General features: G+C 57.2%; 14 protein-coding genes. 6 read left to right on the top strand and 8 right to left on the bottom strand.

Features of this window, described 5'->3' with window-relative positions; translation table 11 throughout:
- Window positions 1-10 precede the first annotated feature (10 nt).
- Window positions 11-1582: a circularly permuted type 2 ATP-grasp protein gene (locus tag SH139x_RS21495; RefSeq protein ID WP_488356061.1), complete on the bottom strand. Its 1572-nt coding sequence runs from the start codon at window positions 1580-1582 to the stop codon at window positions 11-13.
- Window positions 1583-2365: 783 nt separating this feature from the next.
- Here SH139x_RS21495 and SH139x_RS21490 point away from each other — a divergent pair.
- The gene (locus SH139x_RS21490) at window positions 2366-3412 is read left to right on the top strand and encodes a lipid II:glycine glycyltransferase FemX (protein ID WP_488351815.1); all 1047 of its coding nucleotides are present in this window, start codon (window positions 2366-2368) and stop codon (window positions 3410-3412) included.
- On the opposite strand, the gene SH139x_RS21485 is transcribed toward SH139x_RS21490, so the two are convergent.
- From SH139x_RS21485 to SH139x_RS21465, 5 genes are all read right to left on the bottom strand, one after another.
- Window positions 3401-4282 carry a transglutaminase family protein gene (locus SH139x_RS21485; protein WP_488351814.1) on the bottom strand — a complete coding sequence of 294 codons (882 nt, stop codon included), beginning with the start codon at window positions 4280-4282 and terminating at the stop codon, window positions 3401-3403. The two genes, SH139x_RS21490 and SH139x_RS21485, sit on opposite strands and share 12 nt — an antisense overlap.
- 8 nt (window positions 4283-4290) lie before the next feature.
- On the bottom strand, window positions 4291-6978 hold the full coding sequence (locus SH139x_RS21480) for a circularly permuted type 2 ATP-grasp protein (protein ID WP_488351813.1): 2688 nt from the start codon (window positions 6976-6978) through the stop codon (window positions 4291-4293).
- Window positions 6975-10385 carry a transglutaminase family protein gene (locus SH139x_RS21475; protein ID WP_488351812.1) on the bottom strand — a complete coding sequence of 1137 codons (3411 nt, stop codon included), beginning with the start codon at window positions 10383-10385 and terminating at the stop codon, window positions 6975-6977. The genes SH139x_RS21480 and SH139x_RS21475 overlap by 4 nt, the downstream gene beginning before the upstream one ends.
- An 85-nt stretch (window positions 10386-10470) precedes the next feature.
- On the bottom strand, window positions 10471-11541 hold the full coding sequence (locus tag SH139x_RS21470) for a glycosylasparaginase (protein WP_488351811.1): 1071 nt from the start codon (window positions 11539-11541) through the stop codon (window positions 10471-10473).
- A 55-nt stretch (window positions 11542-11596) separates the two neighbouring features.
- On the bottom strand, window positions 11597-12328 hold the full coding sequence (locus tag SH139x_RS21465) for a hypothetical protein (RefSeq protein WP_488351810.1): 732 nt from the start codon (window positions 12326-12328) through the stop codon (window positions 11597-11599).
- 166 nt (window positions 12329-12494) lie between these two features.
- On the opposite strand from SH139x_RS21465, the gene SH139x_RS21460 reads away from it, so the two are divergent.
- The 4 genes from SH139x_RS21460 to SH139x_RS21445 all read left to right on the top strand — a co-directional run bounded on the left by SH139x_RS21460 (window position 12495) and on the right by SH139x_RS21445 (window position 14917).
- Complete coding sequence (locus SH139x_RS21460) at window positions 12495-13145, top strand: PH domain-containing protein (RefSeq protein WP_488351809.1); 651 nt, start codon at window positions 12495-12497, stop codon at window positions 13143-13145.
- Window positions 13142-13864, top strand: coding sequence for a PH domain-containing protein (locus SH139x_RS21455; RefSeq protein ID WP_488351808.1), 723 nt, complete (start codon window positions 13142-13144; stop codon window positions 13862-13864). The genes SH139x_RS21460 and SH139x_RS21455 overlap by 4 nt, the downstream gene beginning before the upstream one ends.
- 93 nt (window positions 13865-13957) lie before the next feature.
- On the top strand, window positions 13958-14341 hold the full coding sequence (locus SH139x_RS21450) for a group I truncated hemoglobin (RefSeq protein ID WP_488351807.1): 384 nt from the start codon (window positions 13958-13960) through the stop codon (window positions 14339-14341).
- A gap of 54 nt (window positions 14342-14395) precedes the next feature.
- Entirely contained in the window at window positions 14396-14917 is a 522-nt protein-coding gene (locus tag SH139x_RS21445) for a hypothetical protein (RefSeq protein ID WP_488351806.1), read from the top strand.
- A gap of 73 nt (window positions 14918-14990) precedes the next feature.
- Here the strand turns inward: SH139x_RS21445 and SH139x_RS21440 are convergent, their stop codons facing one another.
- Together SH139x_RS21440 and SH139x_RS21435 are read right to left on the bottom strand one after the other, a co-directional pair.
- Entirely contained in the window at window positions 14991-16232 is a 1242-nt protein-coding gene (locus SH139x_RS21440; protein ID WP_488351805.1) for an FHA domain-containing protein, read from the bottom strand.
- Window positions 16233-16309: 77 nt separating this feature from the next.
- Window positions 16310-16876 carry a sigma-70 family RNA polymerase sigma factor gene (locus tag SH139x_RS21435; protein WP_488351804.1) on the bottom strand — a complete coding sequence of 189 codons (567 nt, stop codon included), beginning with the start codon at window positions 16874-16876 and terminating at the stop codon, window positions 16310-16312.
- A gap of 197 nt (window positions 16877-17073) precedes the next feature.
- On the opposite strand from SH139x_RS21435, the gene SH139x_RS21430 reads away from it, so the two are divergent.
- On the top strand, window positions 17074-22950 hold the full coding sequence (locus SH139x_RS21430) for a protein kinase domain-containing protein (protein WP_488351803.1): 5877 nt from the start codon (window positions 17074-17076) through the stop codon (window positions 22948-22950).
- Window positions 22951-23009 lie beyond the last annotated feature (59 nt).

The following is a 23009-nucleotide window of genomic DNA, read 5'->3' as shown; positions in this document are numbered from 1 at the left end:
CCGATGAAGGTTACTGAAGCGATTGAGATTGAGTTTGCGACTGGGATTGCGACTGGGAGCTTGACGCATTTTGGCTTTGCGTCTGCTCGCCCGCAGCGGTCGGCTTGCCGGCCATTACCCAAGTATCCTTGCTGCCGCCACCTTGAGAAGAATTAACTACCAGCGAACCCTTGCGAAGTGCGACTCGCGTCAAACCACCCGGGAGCACGTAGATATCCTCGCCGAACAAAATATAAGGTCGCAGATCGACGTGGCGACCTTCGAATTGTCCATCGATCAGGGTGGGGATTCTCGATAGGGAAAGTGTTGGTTGAGCGATGTAATTGCGTGGATTTTCTTCGATTAAATGGGCGAACTTGCGACGCTCTTCTTCGCTGGCGTGGGGGCCAACCAAAATGCCATAACCGCCCGCTTCATTGGCCGCTTTGACGACCAGTTTGTCCAAGTTGGCGAGGACATATTTGCGATCCTCTTCGTGAAAACAAACGTAGGTCGGCACATTGGGGATGATCGCTTGTTCGTTTAAATAATAAGCGATCATCTTCTCCACGTAAGCGTAGATCACCTTGTCGTCGGCGACCCCGGTTCCCGGCGCGTTGGCCAAGGCGATGCGTCCGTTGCGATAAACGTCCATCAAACCGGGCACACCGAGCAGCGAGTCTTCGCGGAACTCTTTGGGATCCATGAAATCATCGTCGATGCGGCGGTAAAGCACGTCGACTTGCTGGAAGCCCTTGGTCGTTCGCATGCAGACAAAACCGTCGCGAATTACCAAATCGCGTCCTTCCACCAATTGCACCCCCATTTGTTGAGCCAAGAAGGAGTGCTCATAGTAGGCCGAATTAAACACCCCCGGCGTAAGCACAGCAATGGTGGGCGAACTAATGCTGTCGGGGGCGAGATGTTCGAGCAGGCGGAACAACCGGCCGGGATAATCCACCACCGGACGTACATGGGTCGCGTCAAACAACCAAGGAAAACTCCGCTTCATGACGAAACGGTTTTGCAGCACGTAGGAGACGCCCGAGGGGCAGCGGAGATTGTCTTCGAGCACGTAGACAGTGCCGTCCTTGTCACGCACTAGGTCTGTGCCCGTGATGTGACACCAAATGCCCCGCGGCGGATTCAGCCCCACACACTGTTTGCGGAAACTCTTCGCACTGTCAAGAATATCGCGAGGAACGATGCCGTCGCGGATGATATGCTGATCGTGATAGCAATCATCAATGAACATATTGAGCGCGCGGATTCGCTGCTTCAGTCCCCGTTCGAGCTGGTCCCATTCGGCGGCAGCAATGATCCGTGGTAGCAAATCGAACGGAAAAATTTTCTCCGCTCCCCGTTCATCACCGTACACGTTGAACGTGATTCCCATGCGAAACAAAGACCGCTCGGCGGTCTGCTGCCGCTGTAACAACTCTCCGCTGGGGAGGTCTTGAATGCGTTGGATCAACAGCTCGGCCCCGGGACGGGGGTGCCCATGTTCGTCGATTAGTTCGTCATAAAAACCATGGGTATCATAATCGCGGAAATGGAGTTGAGCGGATCCATCGCTGAACTGAGTCTGATCCATCCGAGCCATCTCTATACGAATAGCGACTCCCATGTTCTACCGTCTGGGACGCAACGGCCACCTGTCGACATGATCGTCGCTGATCGTGGGTTTGGCAAGTAGCCCCCCCGTAATGCAGTGCCGGGGTCGTAATGCAGTGCCGGGGTCGCAATGCCGTGCCGAGGGGCGGCACTGCGCGGTAACAGACCGGGCACATCGGCAACGCGTCCGTACTGGAGGCCAACGGCAGACTTGAAAATATTTGATTTTACCAAGCAAATACCTGAATTCTATTTAATCGCATGCGGGGTTTGGGAAGTTGATAGGCGGCCACTGTTTGCACAGTTTGGCTGTCCGAAAAAGCTGGCGCGTCGGCGGCCGAGTTGGGGGGGGCCGGTTCGTGATCCGGTGTCGAGCGGGTAATCCGCGGGAAAAAGGTGTTGAAAACCTGGCACGCGACGCATTCGTGGTGTTGACGTCAGGTCGATGGCTGGGCGCAGCGATTCGCTTCCCGCTGGCTAGCCGACTCGAATTTGTGGACAAAGCGGGCGCACCGAGCTCGCCGTACTAACGATGTTGGCGAGCGTTGTAGTAGGTTTTGGGACGTTGATGCTAAAAGCGTGGTATGCTGATACTATCCTCTGAGCGGGATTTAACTGGAATCAGATCGGCGAACTGCGACCAATGCCAAGTGGCTCAGTGGTGTTCGCAGAGGTAATGATTCCACCCCGTCTCTATGTAAGGTTGTCCTGTTCCATTTGTCACACGGGGTTGCCGCTCACGCACTTTCCGGGCACTGCGGGCGACATATTCATGAGCAGCGCGAATGTGGACATCAAAGAGTATCGAGAGATTCCTCAGTGGGATCAATTCGTGCTGCGACACCCCAGCGGCTCGGTGCTCCATACGACCTCGATGATTCGATGTCGCGCGGCGACGCCGAATCATTTCCCCCATGCCTACGGAGCGCTGGATGCTGGCGGGGAATTAATCGCGATCTTGGTGGCTTCGAGGATCGTCACCATGTCGGGGCTGGGGCAACAGATCACCGCTAGGTCGATCATGGCTGCGGAGCCGTTGTTCCTCAACACGGCCGCAGGTCGCGCCGGCATCGAGGCCCTGTTGCAGCAGCATGATCGCTACATGAGAACGCGGGCGTTATTCAGTGAGATCCGTCCAATTTTTGCCTTGCCAGAGCGGGGCGATCCGTTGCTGGACGCGGGCTATTCGAAGCTCGGCTATTTGAATTATGAATTTGAATTGTGTCCCTGTGAGCAGCAGTTATTTCGTCGGCTTGGAGCCAAGCGGCGTAACAACGTGCGGGCGGCGGAGCGAAAAGGAGTCAGCGTGCGGGAGGTGAGTGGCGAGTTGGGGCTCAGCGAAATGTATTCGTTGGTGAGTGCCAGTCACGCGCGAGCGATGGTGCCGCTGGCGGACCGCGCGTTGTTCGCGTCCACGGCGTTGGAATTTCCTCGTGACGTATTTCGCATCTACACCGCTTATCATGAAGGTGCTGCTGTTGCTTCGGCTTGTTTTTTGGCCTTCAAGGATCGTGTCATTTGCTGGTACGCGGGGACCTTGCGAATTCGCGGAGTGCCGGGCACGACCAGCGTGTTTTGGCATGCCATGAAGAGCTTCGCCGCCGAAGGCTACCGCGTTTTCGATTTTGCCGGTGGCGGATGGGAGGGAGAGCCTTACGGACCTGGCAAGTTTAAAGCCAAGTTTGGCGGTTCGCTGACGAATCACGGACGATATCGCAAGGTCTATGCGCCTTGGAAGCTTCGTATCGCTTCAGTGATCTACGACCGCGTGCGGGGCTATATCTCGCCGAAGCATGACCGCAGCGGTTTAGTCTGTTAAGCTGGGAACCACGTCGACTGCCACGCTGAGCAACTGCGTGCCTCCTCCGACAAACATTCCGGCAACCGGACAGACGTCGCTGTAGTCACGCCCCCAAGCGACCGTGATATGATCATCTCGGGTAAAGACGTTGTTGGTCGGATCGACATCGATCCACCCTGCTGGTCCGCAAAAGACTGATACCCAAGCGTGTGATGCATCGGAACCGGTGAGCCGCGGTTGCCCCGCGGCCGGGATCGTGCGCAAATAGCCACTGACGTAGCGTGCTGCCACGCCGATGGAGCGGAGGCAGCCGAGCATCACGTGGGCCAAATCTTGACAGACACCGCGGCGTTGCTCAAAGACCTCGGAAATCGGTGTGCTGACCGTGGTGGCCGCGGGATCGTACTGGAAATCATCATAGATTCGCTGGTTCAGCTCCGCCAGCGCTTCCCCCAGTGGTCGGCCAGCGGTAAAGCTTTCGCTGGTATAACTTTTCAGGGGTGCGCAGTAGGGAACATGGGGCGAGCAAAAAGTATATTGATAATTGTCCAGTCCAGCGGGCGAACGATCGTTGATTAATTGTTTGGTAACGCTTTCCCAGGTAGGCCCCGCAGCGCTGGCAACTGGTGGTCGCGATTGCAGCTGTACGGTGCTGTTGGCTGTGATCTGCAGCAGTCGATGCGACGTGTCGACCGAAAGAATATGAGCCGTGTTGCCAAAGTAATCGAGTCGCCGATGGCTGGTGGCCGGCTTGGGGCTGAGCGTCAAACGGTGCCGCGTGACGCTCTGCGTGGGCGTGCTCCGCGGGGTTAAATAGACCACGTTTTGGCAGAAGGGAACCGATTCGGCATATTCATACTTTGTTGTATGGGAGATTCGATATTGCATCGCTAACGTTACCGTCCTTTCGACATTTGTTGCGGCCGACCGGCGTGAATTAAATAGCGATGGCTAACCATGTCTGAAAGTTTAGGAAGTTGGTCCGTCATTCTTAACAGCAGTCGACCGAGCTTTGATCGTTCCCCTCCCAGTTCGGTTAAATCATCGACTTCGATCATTCGCACGCCATGCAGTAGCGAAGAGGCAATGCGTTCTTCGGCCGTGCCCAGCGGCAGCGAGTCGGCGCGGGGCAAGTTGGCGACGTGATCGACAATCGCTTGGAATTGATAAACCAAAGAGCGCGGGTTGGTTTCGTCGGTCACCAGCAAGTCGAGTGCGGCGGCACGATCGATGGCAGCCAAGTACCGTCCCCGATACGTCATGATGCTGTCGGCGACCTCAAGCATCGCTTCCAGGCTGCGATTCTCTTCGGCACGCATTTCAGTAGGCAGCGAGCGAACTAGCGAGACGACAAACAGGGCGCGTTCGATCCGCCGCCCCAAATCGAGGAACCGCCAAGCTGGCGAACGGGTCATGCTTTCCGCAATCAAACCATCGAGCGCCGCCATGCTGATGATCGAATCGTCCAGCAGTTCATCCAGTTCGATCAGCCCAAAAGGTAACACGCCGCCCGGCTTGAGCGGCCGAATGGCGGCCTGCTGAGGACTAGCCTGCGAAGCGTTCGCTGTTGGACCATTTGTTTTTGAGCTATTTGTTTTTGAGCTATCTGGAACTGAGGCGGGCCGCACGCCGGTCGCCGCCGCGGCGTGTTCCAATTTGCGTTCCAATTGATGAACGATCCGCCAAATATCGAGCGAGAGCCGGTCGCGGACGAGCGACGCGTTACGGTGGGCGCTGGCGACCGACGCGCGGAGGCTGCCTGTCTGTTGCTCGTCCAAGGCGCTTTGAGGTAACACGGTGGCGATTGCCGGCAAACGATCTCGCATGCCCTCGACGGCAAACCCTGGTTCGACCTGACCTTGTTCAGCCAAACAGCGAACCAGGCAGTCCAATTCGGGCACCACTTCAATTTCCCGGTCACCGGTTAACCGCCCAGCGATCAAGCGGAGTAGTCGGCAAGTCCCTTGCGCCCGCTCCAAATTGCGGCCGAACCAAAACAGGTTGTCGGCCACGCGGCTGGGTAATTCCGCCCCGCTGCGACGAAGTACCAGAGGTGAATTGGCAGTCGGCAACAGGCTAATTTGCTGGACCGGCTTGTGGGAGCGGACCCAAGTATCTTGGCTGACGTTGCCACCGAGCACGGTCTCGTCCAATGCAGCGGCCGATTGGGAAAGCCGTACCAACCCACCAGGCATCACCTCATAACCACCTTTGACGGCCACCGCGTAGACGCGTCTAGCCACATGCCAGCGTTCGGACATCCCGGCAAACCAGACTGGCGAGGTCGAGCGTTGGATCGTATCTTGCAAGACCAACGATTCAGGTTGTTGCTGCAGCATCTCGGACAGCTTGGCGGAACTAATGTTCCTTAATTCCTCGTTGGCGATCGCTTCGCGTCTGCCCACGCGATAGGCGGCGCGGGGAACGCGGGTTCCCAGTTGGTTCTGAGCGATCATCGCGCTGACTTCTTGCCGAGCCGACGCTTGTCCACACCACCACGTCGCGACCGAGGGGAGTAGCAACTCGGCGCCCAACCACTGCTTGGCGATGCTCGGCAAAAAGGGCATCAGCGAGGGAGACTCAACCAGCGAACTGCCGAGCGTGTTGACCACGGCGACTTTGCCCAGCCGAGCGGCTTGCAACAATCCCGGCACCCCCATACCCGCTTCGCTCCTCAGTTCCAGGGGGTCGCAAAATTCGTCGCTCAACCGCCGCAGGATCACGTCGACTGGCAGCAGACCGGCTAACGTTTTAAGAAACACTTGATCGTCACGAACCGCCAAATCGCCCCCTTCGACCAATGTGTAACCGAGGTAGCGAGCAAGGTAGGCATCTTCGAAATAGTTGGGACCGCTGGGGCCTTGGCTGAGCAGCACGACGCGGGGATTATCACGTTGGGTGGGTGCCAACTTTCGCAGCGTGGCCTGCAAGGTCATAAAGAACGGTGCCAAGCGTTCGATATGCAATTGGCTGATCGCGTTAGGAAACATACGCGATGTGAGGATGCGGTTTTCCAGCGCAAAGCCTAACCCCAACGGCGCATCGGTGCGATCGCTGACGACCCACCAGCGACCATCGGGCGCGCGGGCCAAATCGGCCGCGTAAAAGTGCAGGAAGTTTCCACCAAATGGCTGCTGACCATGGTAAACCCGGCGAAACCCGGGGTGGGAATAGAGCCAATCGGCCGGCAATAAACCTTCACTCAACAACTGTTGGGGACCATACAAGTCGGCCAAAATGCGGTTCAGCAATTGGGCCCGTTGGCAGATCCCAGCGGCCAATCGCTGCCATTCGTCGGCAGCCACGATCTGCGGCAACAGATCGAGATCCCACGGGCGGGCGACCACGGCCGATTCATCAAACACGCTGTAAGCGATACCGGTCGCGTGAATCTCTTCTTGAACTTGCGACCATCTCCGTTGCAACTCGTGCTGTCCCAAATCGGCAAACACGTTAAACGGTTCTTGCCAACTGGGACGAATCGAATCGCGAGCCGTGAAGACTTCATCAAAGGCATCACTCCCCGGCACGTAGCCACTGAAGAGATGTTCCGCGTCCGCCGGTTTCATCGCATCATTATTCATTGCCGAGCGACTGTCCGCCGCAAATCGAGCGTCAGCGGAGCCTGCGGATTCGACTCGGTCACTGGTTCCGCACGAGGACCCGGGGTGTGACCGGCGGCGATGAATCGAGTCGCCCGGCGGGCATCGGCCTCATACGCGTTCACTGGAAACGTCTCATAGTTTCGCCCCGCCGGATGAGAGACGTGATAGATGCAGCCACCAATGCTGCGGCTACTCCAGCGATCATAGATGTCAAAAACTAACGGTGTGTGAACCGGTATCGTGGGATGTAAACAGCTGGGCGGTTGCCAGGCTCGATAGCGGACCGCCGCCACGGCTTGCCCCACCGTCCCGGTGGGCTGCAGTGGCACGCGACGTCCATTGCAAGTGACGATGTGGCGCGGATCGGTCAACCCGCTAACTTTGACTTGCAATCGTTCCACCGAGGAATCGACGAATCGCGTGGTCCCGCCCGCTCCCGGTTCCTCGCCCAACACGTACCACGGCTCGATAGCTTGCCTCAGTTCCAACTCGATCCCCGCGTGCTCGATGGTGCCAATTCTGGGAAAACGAAATTCGAAGTGCGGCGCAAACCAGTCTGTTTCCAGCGGCATGCCACACGCGACAAGTTCAGTGATCACTTCGCTAAAGTCGTGCCAGACAAAATGGGGCAACAGGAAACGATCGTGTAATGCAGTCCCCCAGTGCACCAGCGGCTCGTGATATGGCTGGTCCCAAAAACGGGCGACTAAGGCACGCAACAGCAATTGCTGCGTCAAGCTCATGCGAGCGTGCGGTGGCATCTCAAACGCACGAAACTCGACCAACCCCAAGCGTCCCGTGGAACTGTCGGGCGAATACAGTTTGTCGATGCAAAATTCGGAGCGATGCGTGTTGCCGGTAAGGTCAACGAGAAGATTGCGGAACAAGCGATCGACCAACCACGGCGGCGTGGGCCCGGCCGAGGTCGTTGGATCGTTGACTTGTTGAAAGGCAATCTCCAGTTCATAAAGTGCATCGCGACGGCCCTCGTCGACTCTCGGCGCCTGGCTGGTGGGACCAATAAACGTTCCCGAAAACAGATAGGAAAGGGCCGGGTGGTTATTCCAATAACCGAGCAGGCTCCTGAGTAAATCGGGGCGACGGATAAAAGGACTGTCGTTCGTCGTGGGCCCGCCCAGCACCACGTGGTTGCCACCCCCGGTGCCGGTATGGCGTCCATCGAGGTCAAATTTTTCGGCCCCCAGTCGAGCAAAAAACGCTTCTTCGTACAGTGCTTCCGTCGCTTCGACCAATTCTCCCCAACTGCTGGCCGGATGCGTGTTGATTTCGATCACGCCCGGATCGGGAGTGACTTTAATGTGCTGCAAACGATGATCGGTCGGCGGCAGATAGCCTTCGAGCACGATCGGGGTTTCCAAATCGGCTGCGGTCGCTTCCACGGCGGTCAGTAAATCGAGATAGTCCTCTAACCTTTCCGTCGGTGGCATGAAAACATAGAGCCGACCATCACGAGGTTCGACGCAGAGTGCCGTCCGCACCACTTCGCCGCTGAACTCTTCCGCCCCGGGTTCTTGCGCTTCGAGCTCTTGTTCGGCCGTTGACTCGCGCTCCGTTTCAGCTCCGGCCGTGTCATGGTCTTGGCGGCGGATTTGTTGCTTGGCGGTGTTGCTAGTTGTATCCAGCGGCGGTCCAGCGGCAGGGATTTCCGGTTGGGCGCGACGACCGGGATGAGGCCCCAGCGGATCTTTCGGGGCCGACGGGTCGGCTTCAAAAAAACCATTCAGCGGAGTGGGCGGCACGTAGGGCAGCGAGTCGAGCGGCAACCGTAAACCCATCGGGGAATCGCCCGGCAGCAGGAACAGCCGTTCGGAACGCACCGGCCAGGGACCGCTGGTCCACTTGGCTTGCGCTTGCCACCACTGGCGACGCAGCGGTAGGACAAAACCGACCGGCGTACTGACGCCCCGTTCGGCCAAGCGGGCTAAGCGGGCGCGTTCCTCTGCGCTGTCCAGTTTGTTATCGCTGGGATCGACGTTTACTGGCAGTTTTCGCTCGCGAGCGATGTAATGCCAGACATCTTCATGGGCCGTGACGACAAACTTGGTCTCCACTTCCAATTTTTCAGCCAGCGTGCTGACGAACTGCTCGGCATCCGCGGGGGTATGTCCGTAATCTGCCGTTTCGTCGGCAATCAATTCGGGGGCGGTCCACAACGGTTGACCGTCGGCTCGCCAGAAACAGCTGTAGGCCCAACGTGGCAAGGGTTCGCCCGGATACCATTTGCCTTGTCCAAAATGCAGCAGCGCGCCCGGCGCCAGGCGCTGTTCCAAACGCCGCAGCAACTCGGCCGCCATGCGTTGTTTCTCGGGTCCCACGGCCGCCGTCGTCCACTCGTCCCCATCCATGTTTTCGACGGAGACAAATGTCGGCTCGCCCCCCATCGTCAACCGCACATCGCCGGCCGCCAATCGTTGGTCGACCTCGTGCCCCAAAGCCACAATGCGCTGCCAAGTCGGTTCCGCATACGGTTTGGTGACTCGCGGATCTTCATGGATCCGGGTCAGCGACATCTGTACGTCAAATTCGGTCTCGCAAGGATCAACCGCGCCGCTGATCGGCGCCGCGCTAGAAGGATCGGGGGTGCAAGCCAGGGGAATATGCCCCTCGCCAGCCAATAATCCTGAGGTCGGGTCGAGTCCAATCCAACCCGCTCCCGGCACGTACGCCTCCGTCCAGGCATGCAGATCGGTAAAGTCGGCGGTGGGACCGCTGGGACCATCCAACGCTTTCACGTCGGGTGCCAACTGAATCAAATATCCCGAGGCAAAACGGGCTGCGATGCCCAAGTTTCTGAGAATTTGCACCAACAACCAGGCGCTATCTCGACACGACCCTGAATTCAGCGTGAGCGTCTCTTCTGGTTTTTGAACGCCCGGTTCCATGCGAATCAAATAGCTGATCTGGTCCCGCAGGCGACAATTCAAATCGACCAAAAAATGGACCGTGTTGCGTGGCTTGCGGTCGATCCCCGCCAGCCATTTGGTTAACTTCGGCCCCGGCTTTTCGCATTCCAGGAACGGTCGCAGATCACGAGCCAGCCAGGTGTCGTACTGGAATGGCCACAGGTCGGCCGATGGTTCGACAAAAAAGTCAAAAGGATTGATCACCGTCATGTCGGCAACGAGATCGACTTCGACGGAAAAGTCCCGCATTGGCTCGGGGAACACGCAACGAGCCATAAAGTTGCCATGCGGGTCTTGTTGCCAATTGGCAAAATGCTCGCTCGGCAGCACCGTCAGCGAATAGCTGGGGATCGGTGTCCGCGTATGGGGGGCCGGTCGCAGTCGAATCAACTGCGGGGACATCGAGACGAGCCGGTCATACCGGTAAGTCGAACGGTGGTGCAATGCTACGCGTATGGTCATGGCCATATCGTAGGAAACGCTCACCTTGAATACCAGCTACCTTGTATCGCCCTATTTTTTCCTATAACGCGGCAGAGCGTCGCCGTTAGCTGAGAATCGTCGGGGTTCGCACCTCCGCGACGCCTTGGGCGACCACCGCGTAGCGGAATCCAACATCAGTTCCCGCCGCGCCAACGCGGCCATTTTTGGCCAATGCGATGAAATTGACGCTTAATTCTTTCGCAGCGCGTCGTTCCCCCGCCAAAATCCGCTCGATCGCTTCCAAGCAAGCGTCTTCGGGGGAGGCACCCCGTCGCATCGCTTCAACGACCAGGAAAGAACCGCAATAGCGCATTGTAATTTCGCCCAATCCGGTGGCTCCGGCCGCACCGACGAGCCCGTCCACGTAGAGCCCGCTGCCAATAATCGGCGAATCCCCCACTCGGCCCGCTAATTTGTATCCCCAGCCGCTAGTGCTGCAGCCGCCAGCCAATTCACCCGCTGAATCAAGCGCCAGCAGGGCGATGGTGTCGTGATTCAGCGATCTGTCATCCGCGGGGGCCTGTTTAGAAACGTCGACGGGGTCGATGCCGCCGACCGGCTTTTTGCGGTTGGCTTGCCATTTCGCGTGCGCGTCGCGTTCACGGGGCACCAGCAACTCGCCGCGTGGGAATCCCTCGGCGGCGGCGAAATCGGCGGCGCCTGCCCCGGTCAGCATTACGTGGGGCGTCTTTTCCATGACTCGCCGGGCCACGCTGATCGGATGTGGGTAATCCTCCAGAGCGGAGACCGCACCGGCTCGTTGCCGCGGCCCATCCATGATGCAGGCATCGAGCTGGACGACGCCGTCAGCGTTAGGAATTCCACCGATACCAACCGAGCGATTTTCGGCATCGGCTTCGGTAACGCGAATACCCTGTTCGACCCCATCGAGCCGATGCCCGCCGTCGGTCATCGTTCGCACCGCTTGTTGGCAAGCCGCCAGCCCGAAAGACCAAGTCGCGATCGCCAGCGGCCCGGCCTGTTGACCCCCAGCCGCTGCCGCTTTGGCGGGCGTTTCCGTGGCGGGCGTTTCCTCTGCAGGATTTTGAGCGGCGGTCGAGCGAGTGGGTGTCATGGCGGCAGCGAATCCGAGGCCCAACAGCGAATGAAAATTGCGGCGGCGAAGTTGTGTCATCAGCTTTGTTTCGAGCAAGAGCAAAGGATTTCGCGGAGGATTTTGTTGGTAAGATCTATCGCGGCTTGGGCCGGGTCAGTCGGCGGATCGAGAGGACCACCTGATCCATCACTTCATCGCGTGGGTCAGGGGCCAGCCCGGTGAAATAGTCTTCGTCGATCCCCAGCATCAACTTTTTGGCGGTGGCGTTCTCGGGCGCATCATCGAGAAAAGCCTCGGCCATCTCGTAGTCACGATCCCAGAGGATGCGATCGGCCAGCAATTCAATCAAGACATCCCAACGCTGCAGGTCATCACACTCAACCGGGGGCCAGTCAAACTCGCTGGCCAGACACTGTTTGGCGGGGTCCTTGCCCAAAGTTTGTCGGCAAGTCACGAGGACTTGCCGCCGCCAGTAACGATCGCCTGGAAAACAATCTTGGGAATCTTCTTCCCAGGCCGAGTCTTCGTCACCGAAACACGCTTCATAGCAACGCTCGGTATCGATCTCGGTTTCAATGTGTTGGCGGATATTTTCAAAAATGACTCCCACCACCGATTCGTTGACCGCAGTCAGCGGTAAGGCATCCTCGGTGTCGGTCAGCAGATGCCGGCCCGCCAACTCGAGCGAAGCCAATTTTTGCGAAAGCGGCAAACAATCGAAAACTTCGATTCCCGATTGAAAACAAAAATCTTCGCACTCGAGCGACGAACAAAGCAATTGTTCGAGGATCGTGCTGATAGATTCGCGGATCAGTTCCGCTTCCACTCCGTCGACCACGCGTTTACCGGTGGGTGTGTGCCACATTGTACCAATCCTTGCCCGCATCACTTTGCAAACTTCCAAAACAACCACTTCAGTTTAACGGCTGAGTCGGAGGAGTGGGAGTCGGGACGCCAGCGAGATATACTGTGGCCCAGGCGAGCGAGCACGGCCCCGTTTTCCACGACTCTTTTCGAAAACAGACGCAGCAATGAACAAAGACGCCGCACCTTCATCTGCCCCCCAAGACACATTTGACCCGCAAAAAATTGAGCGGCCCGATCCCGTGCTGCTGAAATATTACGCCCTGGTCAGCCTCGCAGCGGGACCGCTTTTTCCCTTCGCTTTCATTCCGTTGCTGTGCAAATACATCACGCTGCGGTATCAGTTCGAGGCCGATGGCGTGTCGATGAAGTGGGGGGTGTTGTTCCGTCGCGAGATCAATCTGACCCATCGCCGGATCCAAGACATTCACTTGACCAACAACATTTTTCAACGCTGGATGGGGTTGGCGAATGTGGCAATTCAGACAGCGTCGGGGAGTGCGGCTCCGGAAATGACCATCGAGGGCGTGCTGCAGACGGACAGTTTGCGAGATTACCTGTATGCCCAAATGCGCGGGGCCAAAGGACTCGATCGGGACACAGTTGCCGACGAGCACGCTGCTGCGGAAGACGATTCAGTGCTTACCCTGCTGACCGAAATCCGCGATAACTTGCGAATCCGTTTCCGGGCCGAACCGGGCGCTGTCTCTGCTGGCATCGCAGGCTCGGCTGATAGCCCAGGCTTGGCCGATAGCGGAGGCTTAGCCGATAATACGGGCTCGGCGGAAAGCACTCGTGGCGGGGAGATGCCTGAATGAACAGCGGACATCAATTGGCGGCGGCCTGGGTTTATCGGGGCATTTGGAAAAGCTTGGTGCGTTGGTTTCGCATTCCCGACCAACCGCCGGAGCTGCCAGCGGGGGCCGGTCAGAACGTGCGGGCTTTTCGTCCCAGCGAAGGTTTTCTGGGTTATTTAAAGTTCCATTTTTGGATCTGGTTGGTGATCTCCGACGCGGTGCTGACCGGATTGTGGATCGCGCTGATCGTTGCCCAGCCGACGATCGGTTTATTGATCACGCCGCTGGCTTTGGCGATTATTATCCTGCCCGATGTTGCCATCTATATCGCCATTCATTTGCGTTACGATACGACATGGTATTTGTTGAGCGACCGCAGTTTGCGAATTCGCCGCGGGATCTGGTTAATCCATGAAACCACGCTGACTTATAACAACATTCAAAATGTGAAAGTTACTCAAGGGCCGCTGGAACGCTACTTTGGCATTTCTAACGTGATGGTGGAAACGGCCGGCGGTGGCAGCAGTCCCGAGACGGGCGGCATGGGGCCGCACGTGGGACGCATCGAAGGGATCGGCAACGCGGAAGAAATCCGCAACTTGATTATGTCCCGCTGTAAATTGGCAATGGATAGTGGCTTGGGCGATCCCGATGATGCTGGGCAGTCGACCACGCGTGGCGGTTGGTCTCCCCAGCACGTGGCCGTGCTGCGAGAGATTGCGGAAGTCGTCCGTGGTTGATTCACTGGTTGGAATCATGGACACTGACTGAAGAAAGTGCACTACGGTCGAGCCCTCGCTCGACCACTCCCTCACGTAAGCAACGATTATTTTATGTCGGATCAAACCGAAGTGCTATTTGAACGATTGGGTGGCGAAGCCGGTGTGAACGCAGTGGTGCGGGATCTTTACCGGCGAGTCTTTGACGATCCGGAATTGGCACCTTTTTTCCAGCATGTCGAAGTCGAAAGGCTGCAAAGGATGCAGTTTGAATTCATGGCTTCCGTGATGGATGGACCAGTCCAATATACGGGAGCCGAACTGACTTCGATTCATCGTGGCAAGGGCATTACTGGCAAGCACTTTGCCAAGTTTTTTGGTCATTTAGCCGAATCGCTGGAATCGCACGGGGCTAGTTCCCAAGATGTCGATCTGGCGCTGGGGCGACTGTCGATGTATAAAGATAAGATTACCGGAGACGCCAACGTCGATGGTTAACCGCGGCAACGCGGCATCCATTTAAAACGCTGACGGCTGGAAGGCGGAACAGTCATGCAGTCATTAAAGTTACAACCCACGTTTCGAGTCCCTCTACCATTGGCAGCCGAACCAGCTGTGCAGCGTTTGCGCGCCGCAATTGAAGGTTCTGAATTAAAAGGCTTAGTGGCTTCGGCGGGACGCTGTGTTGACTTTCAAGTCGAACGGGCTGACCAACGATTTTGGTCGCCGCACCTCTCCGTTCAGATTGAAGATACCGCCGAAGGGTCGTTGCTGTTTGCGAGATTTTCTCCTCGCCCAGAAATCTGGACCTTTGTAATGGCGATCTATTTCGCCGCCAGCTTTGTGATTTGTTCGGCAGCCATTTACGGCTATGTGCTTTGGTTTCTTGGGGAAAGTCCCTGGGTTTTGTTGTTGATCCCCATTTCACTGCTGATGATTTTTTTGCTGCACATCGCCAGCCTGATCGGACAAGGTTTAAGCAGCGATCAAATGCAGTTGCTCCGCGCTCGCTTGGATCGTGTGCTAGAGCTGGCATTTCCCGACGGGATCGCCTCAGTCAGCCCAAGTCTGTGAGGCTTCGCCGCAGATCGAAATCAAGCAAGAGCTGAACACCGAACACAAGGCATAAACCTGGCGAAGCCTCGCCCTAGCGATTCTTACTGGCCGCTTCGTGGCTCATCAGCTCGCTCAACCACCCGCCGACCTGTTGCATGTCAGGCAAGCGTTCCTCAGGGGAGTGGGCGAGCATCTGTTCCAGCAAACTGCGAAGCGCTGCGCCAACGGCGCACGATTCAAAGCGTTTTTGGCGGTAGCCTGCGTCATCAAGTTGCTGGGAAGTGCGATCCCCGACTGGTTGGGCCTGTCGCGGGGGGGCTCCCGTCAAGAGGGCAAACATTGTCGCTCCCAATCCATAGACATCGTCCGCTCGTTCCGCGGGTGCTTTGTCGGTCGCCCAGCACTCGGGGGCACGGTAAGGCAACTGGTCGACATCGTGATTTAACGAAGCGGCGCCGTTGTGCCAGTCCCAAATGGAGCGTCGATCAACGGTCGTGCCAGTCAGCACCCACCGGCCGCGGGAATGTTGGAAGACACGTCGCGGATTCAATTGACCATGAAAGATTCCCCGCTCGTGCAATTCTCGCATCGCCTCGCTGACTTGCCGTCCCATTTCCAGCACTTCATCCGGACCGAGCGGTTGCACGGGCGGATAGACGACAGTTCCGCGCTTGCCTCCGCCGCTGTACCAGGTCTCGGTGAGCCAGCAATATCCATCCTCCAAGCAAAACTGGTCAACGACAACATTGGCTGGATGTCGGCACGCGCGAATCGCTATAAAACGCGGAAATAAATGCTGGGCCAACTGGGCCAATTGCTCGCCTGGGCCCGTGAAGAGTCGCAGCAGGCGTTGGTCGCCTGCTGCAGCGGCGACACGATACACGCTGTACTGTGGTGCATCCTTCAGCAGTTCCAACACTTGGAATTGCCGGAAGGTTTGTCCGACCAACCGCCCGCCGGTCAAGGCGTGCTTGATGGGCGGTGCGTGCATCCCAAGGGTTAACCGGGGCGGTCCCGCGGGAGCCAGCGGTGGTGTCGGAATGCTGGCACAATACCGAAGTTTGGTAGCGCCGACGACGATGACATCTCCATCGTTGAGATAGCGGACGCTGATGCGCGCCCCTCCGATATAGGTTCCACTGGTGCTGTGCAGATCGACCAATCGCACCACCTCACCTTCGACGCTCAGTTGGCAATGCTGGCGGCTGACATGCGGATCATGTAAACAGAGGTCGCAGTCGATTGCCCGCCCGACACGGAAAGAGCGACCATCGACGAGCGGGAACGTGCGACCGGAAAGTTCACCGACCACGACGGTAAGTTGTGGGGGCACAAGCGGTTCCAACGACTAATGGACTGGGAAATCTTAGCTACCGCATTTAGATGCCGTCGACCGCGAATCGTACAGCTTCAATTTGATAAATCAGCATATAAATGCTTGATTCCGCGTTGAATGGCCCCCGCCACGGCCGACTTACTCGACTGACGATAATCGGCGATCCGCTGCAACGACCAACCGTGCCAATAGTGCAACTCGATCGCTTCGCGCTGCGTGGGTGGTAAAGATTGTAACGTGTTTGCCAGTCGTCGCGCCATTTCGTTGTTGTCAGCCTGGTCAGCCGGTGTGGGAAGCTGGGAAACGGTAAATTGCTCCCAGCGAAGCGAGGAGGCCTCGACGGCTTGCTGTAACGACTGCTCGCGTTGAATATTCCGTTTGTCGCGGCGGTGATCTCGCATCTGCCGAGCCAATTCGTTGGCGAGGATTTGACGCAACCAGCCCGCCAACTCAGCATCGGTTTTCCCCCGGAATTGCGCCAGCGCGCGGTGAGCTTGCAGGAAAGTCTGCTGAACAATATCCGAGGGATCGATCCGGCTTTGCAATAACGGATCGAGCTGCATCCCGGCCAACACGCGGAGATACCCACGAAAGTCATGCAATCGTAGAGCCAAATCGCCTGAACCTTTCGATCCATCCAAACTGAGCTTTTCCTTTTGCCAATGGGTTGCAGAACTTTAGTGGATGTATACCGCGCGATCTTGATCCGATTAAATTGAGACGTCCAGTGTACGTGCTCTGGGATAAGGTATCTAACAAAACAGTACAACGCCTCACCAGGGTGAGCGACCGATGGTTCGCACTCGCTCCCCCTGATACGCCAGCCAGTAATAATTCCATGAACGTTGATGATGCTGCTGGACCGGAAAATGATTCGTCGCCAGAGCCAAAGTTGCCCGACTCCATCGTGGCGGAGTTCTTAGACGCTGAAGCTGTGGGGAAACAGGTTGACCGCGAAGCACTCGTCCACCAATATCCGCAGCACGAGGCCAGTCTCCGAGCATTTTTTCATCGCCACGATCAACTACGACTTGTGCAGTCGGCAGAGGCCACGTTATGGCCAGCCAACAACCAAGTTACGCTGCCTCCTAGGTCACGACCAACCTCGGTGGATGAACCCACTCTGCCCCCCAAGGCGGATCTCCACAAGGAAACGACGCTGCCTCTACCGGGTGGCGATGTCAGCACTGAAGGTGTGCTCGCCGGTGCCATGGAGAACACCCCGCAACCTGGCGATAAAGTAAGGTACTTCGGCGATTACGAACTGCTGGAAGAGATTGCTCGCGGCGGCATGGGGATCGTTTTCAAAGCACGGCAGGTCAATCTCAATCGGTTGGTCGCCCTGAAAATGATTTTGGCCGGTCAATTGGCTTCGGAGGAAGACGTCCAGCGTTTTTATACCGAGGCGGAAGCCGCCGCCAATTTGGATCACCCGGGGATCGTACCAATCTTTGAAATCGGCGAGCACGCCGGACAACACTATTTCTCGATGGGATATATCGAAGGCAAAAGCCTTGCCGACAAGGTCGCTGACGGCCCACTTTCGGCTACCCAGGCGGCGCGGCTGACCAGCCAAATCGCCTCGGCAATCGCCTTTGCCCACTCTCGGGATGTCATTCACCGCGATCTCAAACCAGCCAACATCCTGCTGGACCTAGGAGAGCAACCGAAGGTCACCGATTTTGGCCTGGCAAAACGAACGAAAGCGGATAGCGGACTGACCGGTTCGGGGCAAATTCTTGGCACACCCAGCTACATGGCGCCCGAACAGGCAGGCGGTCAAGCGGATCAAGTGGGGCCGTTGGCCGACGTCTATGCCTTGGGTGCTATCCTTTATTGTCTCGTGACTGGACGGCCTCCCTTCCAAGCGGCCAACCCGATGGATACGTTGCTGCAGGTCTTGGATAAAGAACCGCCACCGCCCAGGCAACTGAACCCGTCGGTGCCTGTCGACTTGGAAACAATCTGCCTGAAGTGTCTCAGTAAAGACCCGGCACGACGCTACACCTCAGCTGTGGCCCTTGCCGAGGAACTCGACCGCTTCGTCGCTGGCGAGCCCATTTTGGCCCGTCCGGTGTCGCGTTTGGAGCGGGCCTGGCGGTGGTCAAAGCGTCATCCGGCGTTGGCGATGACCAGTGCGGCGGTAGTTTTGCTCACGGCGACATTGGCTATGGGCGGTCCGTTGGTGGCTGTCAACCAAGCACGTCTCCGCGCGATCGCCGCTGATAACGAGGCACGCGCCGAGCAGCTGGCTGCCAGTGAATCGGATGCGCGCAAGGCGGCAGAAGCGACGCAGGCCGAACTAGCTAAGGCGAAAGAACAAAGCGATCACACGCTCTATGCACGCTCCATTTCTTTGGCATTCGAACAGTTTCGCTCGGCCAATCTAATGAGTGCCGAGGATACTTTGGGGGGGCTGCCAGCGAAGCAACGTGGCTTTGAATGGAACTACGTCAACCAGTTATGCAATCAAGAGCTGGCGCGTTTGACCGGACTTGCCTCGCGCGCCCAACAACTCGCCATCGCACCCGACGGTGTCCATATTACGGCCATTCAGGGTGGTGACCAGGCTCATGTCATCTATTGGCAGCGTGATTCGGCTTCGCCGCAGCGAGTTCAACAAGTAACGGGTTTGGCTATCAATTCAACGGGCGAAAAAATTGCCATCATCGATCCCAATGCGACCGATCATCTTTCGATTGTCGACGTGATCTCGGGCCAAGAGTTGCACCGTTTCGCCGCGACGGCTGAAGTGACTCGCTTTTCGGCTTTCGGCGGTCCCGGTGACCGCCTCTTCGCGTCGGTCGCTACGGACAAGTCGGTTCGCGTTTGGGATACAATTTCAGGCAGAGAAATAACGAAGATTGAGATTCCCTGGCGCCGACGACTCTATCCGATCGCCCTCAGTCACAGCGGTCGCAGCATCGCCTGGCGACGAAGAGACGACGGAGCGGTGATTATTCGAGAGACGAAAACTGGCAAAATCCGCTACGAAAGTCCCGGAGTCGATAAACTCATCGACTACAACGCGCCACTCGCCTTCGCTCCGGATGATCGCATGCTTGCCGTCGGTTCATACCGCTCAGTTGAAATCCGGAAAGCGGCTACGGGCGAGGTCACGCAATCGCTCGACGGAATTTCCGGTTACGCCCTTTCGCTCGCTTATTCCCCAGACGGACGCTTTCTCGCCGTGAGCAGCGAAGACGGAGCGGTCCGCGTCTTCAATGCCGCCAACGGAAAGCTGTTCAGCGAACTGACCGGCCATGGGGCGGGGGAGGCCTACGGAATTCCCGCACTCGCCTTTAGTGCCGATGGCCACCAAGTGATCAGTGCTGGGTCAGATCTGATGGTTAAAGTCTGGGATATTTGGTGCGGAGACCGTGAAAGCCTCGCTCCAGAGGGCATTATCAACCCCTATTACCCACGCCCCAACCAAACGGTTGACTACCTTACGACTGCGAAGGACGGAATCGAAGCGCTCGAAATCACTCCCGACGGAAGCAAGCTGTTTGTCGCTGGGCGCGACGATAAACTTCGCGTGTTTGAGCCGAACAGCGGAAAAGTCCTTCGTCAATTCGCTGTTACCGAGAGTGTTGGCGCACTGGCTTACTCTGAAGACACCGGCATGCTGGTCTCTGGCGGCGGGGGGATCCGCGACCGGCAACCCGGCGCCATCGTCGCCCGGGATTTGGAGTCGGGGGAAGAGCTTTGGCGATATACGCAAGCACCCGGTCCGGTCAGCAAACTAGCTTTCCTCAACAACGGCACCCAACTGGCCGCCACCATGGGCAGCCAAAATGTGAACCTGGGAGGGCTGATCCTGCTGGATGCGCAAACCGGCCAACCAATCTGGACCAGCGAACGGCTCACCTACTCGATCCGCGATATGGCCGTTTCACCCAACAACAAACTGATTGCGACGGTTGGTGGAGCTGGCGGAGTCCAATTGACCAATGCCGAAGATGGCAGCTTTGTCGGCAACACGGGCGGTCGAGTCTATTTCGCCGTCGATTTCAGTAGCGATGGTAAATGGGTGGCCGCGGGGGGGATCGACTGGACGCTGCGCCTGTTCGACACCGAAAATGGCGATGAGATTTGGAATTCAACGCGGCATAGCGGAGCGATTACGGATCTGGCTTTCGTGGAAAACGATAAACGAATTGCCACGACCTCGATCGATGGCACCACGCGCGTCTGGGATACGCGTTTTGGCGATTTGATTCTCACTTGGGAGGATGACGGCGCCGCCAAGCTGGCACTAGCGGCTAGCAGCGATGCCAGCGTCATTGCTTCTTCAGGAGTCCACGATACGGTCTTTCTTCGTAAAACGGGTTCACAATCATCGAAGAGCAATGACCCGCCTTGGGATGTCTTGTTGGAAGACGATTTCGAGCGTAGCGACCTAGGAGAAAACTGGACGGCAGCCAGCGGAGAATGGAGGATCGAAAACGGTGCGGCTGTCGGCAAGCTTGCTGCTGAGGCGATCGGCCCCGAAATGGGTGCCGCGTTCCTCAGCTGGAAAGGAATTTTGCCGACCAACAGTGAAATCGAATATGAATTGACTATCTTCGAACCGATGATGGTCCAAGACTTGATCGGTGACCGCGGTACTAAAAACCATTTCTCCGCCTGTTACATCGGTATCACGGGCCTGCCCTTCAATCGAGGTGAACCAGGTGTCTCGCTGGTAACTCACACCGATGGCATGTATCGCGAAGTCGCCTCCCGCCGAGATGGACGATTTACCCTTGAGCCGAATCGCACTTATAAAATCCGTACGCGGCGACTGAACGGCTTGGCCGAACTCTATATCGACGACGAACTGTATCGTTCGGCGCAAGTGGCGTTTGACCTCGCCTTGCCATATCTTTCCTTCCAAGGCATTTTTGGCAAGGTTGGCAGCGAATTCAAAATCGACAACATCAAAATTAGCGTACCTACCGAGTCAGCGATTGACATCCAAGCCACCCGGGTTGTTATCGATTTGTATGACGCACTCAAGTTAAAACCGCTGGTGAGTCGTCACTTGGCAAACGCGACCGCAGAGGTGCTACTCTCAGGTGCCACCAAGCAGTTTTCCGCGGAGGCCGTTCGCCGCCGAGCAATCGAAGTCGCGCGACGTTGGCCACAAAAGGACGCCGACATATTGCAGACGGCTAAACAGGCGGCTACGGCGAACGACTTAGATGCCGCCGAATTCGCAGCCCTGGCCGATTGGATTGCTGCCAACGTGCGACCAGTGACGGAGGAAGCACAACGCGTGCGAGCAATGTGCGCTTTGCGGGCTGCGAAAATTGGTGACGCCTGGGAATCACTCAACCAATGTATGCGAGCCCATCGTGATCACTATGGCTACAAACACCCGATCGACGTCGCGATCGCGGCCCTCCTACACGAAAAACAAAGCGACGGAATCCAAGCGCAAAAGGAACGGGAGCAACTCGAACAACTAACACTCGCGGATCGCTGGTCAGAGGATGCAATCGCACAAGCCTGGATCGCTGAGATCCGAGAACGGGTCGAGCCGCTGGAAGTCGCTGACGAGGCAACCTATTTCAGCCAGAAAGTCTGGGACCTCACCGATACACACTTTATAGGAGGAGACCTTCAGCCTTACCGAGAAACGTTGGCGCAGGACGCTAAGTTCTCCTTTCGTCGTCTGATCGAGGAAAACGGACCTTATGAAAGGCAAGTCTCTGCCGATGCCTGGCTCGCCGCTGAATCGCTAGCTTGGCAAGGAAAGTCGGCAGGGCTAAATCTGGTGCGCACCAACCACCGCGTCAACTTGCAAAACACTTTCGCTGTCCTCAATGGTGAGTTCGTGTTGCAATTTGAAGCTGGCTTCTTCGCGTGGCAGCAAACCAATGTATTTGCCAAGCAAGATGCCAGCGACATTAAGGACTGGAAATTAGTCTCGACGGTCATCCGTATGAAGCGTCTCCGCCTTGGCGACTTGCAGTTCGACATGGAACGCGATGGGTGGGAAGAACTGGATCGCTTGGCCGACAACGAAGATGCTCAATCGCTCGGCAAAGTAAGACTTTTGCGGATGGCCAGCCGCGAGCAAGAATCGCTCGCGGTTGCCCAAGAGCTTGCCGCCCAACACCCAAGCCCGGCCGTGTTCAAAGAACTCTTCGAATCGGCCTACAGTGCCAGCAATGCGGAGCTGATGCAAAGTGCTGCGAAACAAGCGATCACGCTAGATCCGATGGTCACCGGCATGCCGGCGATTCGCCGCATCGCCGTACAGCAATTGCAGGCTGATGAGCCAGTCGATGTAGGTAAGGGGATTCGCGTCCGACCTCCCAGCTTTTACCGCCGCGGCTCCAACGAGCTGCTGGCCGCCGGGCCAAATGGATTGGCTGCCTGGTTGCCAACCAATGAATCGCTGATTGGTCTCCTAGGGATAGATCAGGAGGGCAATTTGGATGAAATGACCGATGGCATGGTGGAATCGCGTGTTTCACTTTTAAAGGCCAAAACGCTAAGCAAGGGATCGATGACGGTCGCTGGATTTCCCGCTCGCACCTTCGCCCAGGAAGCTCCGGGAATCGGTCGAGCCATCACTGGTCAGGGCAATCGATTGACGACCCAGCATTTTGTGGTGATCAGACGAGAAAAGGACTTCGTGGTATTCCTGCTGAGCTGCTATTCCGATGAGTACCCTCTCCGTGATGCCGAGTTTTTGGAGTTCCTCGAGCATGTCCAACTATAACGTCGGCGCGCGCGACAAAAAAACCGTACTATGACCCCAACGAGCTCACAGGCTGGCGA

The sequence above is a fragment of the Kothea flammea genome (assembly GCF_052161645.1).
In the GTDB taxonomy this organism is placed as follows: Bacteria; Planctomycetota; Planctomycetia; order Pirellulales; family Pirellulaceae; genus Laterigemmans.
The sequence above is the reverse complement of the archived record's forward strand: the minus strand, read 5'-3'. Positions and strand labels throughout refer to the sequence as shown.

Excerpts from the sequence above, each read along its gene's own strand:
- SH139x_RS21495 (WP_488356061.1), bottom strand. The coding sequence starts at position 1,582 with ATGGCTCGGATGGATCAGACTCAGTTCAGCGATGGATCCGCTCAACTC.
- SH139x_RS21470 (WP_488351811.1), bottom strand. The coding sequence starts at position 11,541 with ATGACACAACTTCGCCGCCGCAATTTTCATTCGCTGTTGGGCCTCGGA.
- SH139x_RS21445 (WP_488351806.1), top strand. The coding sequence starts at position 14,396 with ATGCAGTCATTAAAGTTACAACCCACGTTTCGAGTCCCTCTACCATTG.
- SH139x_RS21460 (WP_488351809.1), top strand. The coding sequence starts at position 12,495 with ATGAACAAAGACGCCGCACCTTCATCTGCCCCCCAAGACACATTTGAC.
- SH139x_RS21430 (WP_488351803.1), top strand. The coding sequence starts at position 17,074 with ATGAACGTTGATGATGCTGCTGGACCGGAAAATGATTCGTCGCCAGAG.
- SH139x_RS21450 (WP_488351807.1), top strand. The coding sequence starts at position 13,958 with ATGTCGGATCAAACCGAAGTGCTATTTGAACGATTGGGTGGCGAAGCC.
- SH139x_RS21480 (WP_488351813.1), bottom strand. The coding sequence starts at position 6,978 with ATGAATAATGATGCGATGAAACCGGCGGACGCGGAACATCTCTTCAGT.
- SH139x_RS21490 (WP_488351815.1), top strand. The coding sequence starts at position 2,366 with ATGAGCAGCGCGAATGTGGACATCAAAGAGTATCGAGAGATTCCTCAG.
- SH139x_RS21485 (WP_488351814.1), bottom strand. The coding sequence starts at position 4,282 with ATGCAATATCGAATCTCCCATACAACAAAGTATGAATATGCCGAATCG.
- SH139x_RS21465 (WP_488351810.1), bottom strand. The coding sequence starts at position 12,328 with ATGTGGCACACACCCACCGGTAAACGCGTGGTCGACGGAGTGGAAGCG.
- SH139x_RS21475 (WP_488351812.1), bottom strand. The coding sequence starts at position 10,385 with ATGACCATACGCGTAGCATTGCACCACCGTTCGACTTACCGGTATGAC.
- SH139x_RS21455 (WP_488351808.1), top strand. The coding sequence starts at position 13,142 with ATGAACAGCGGACATCAATTGGCGGCGGCCTGGGTTTATCGGGGCATT.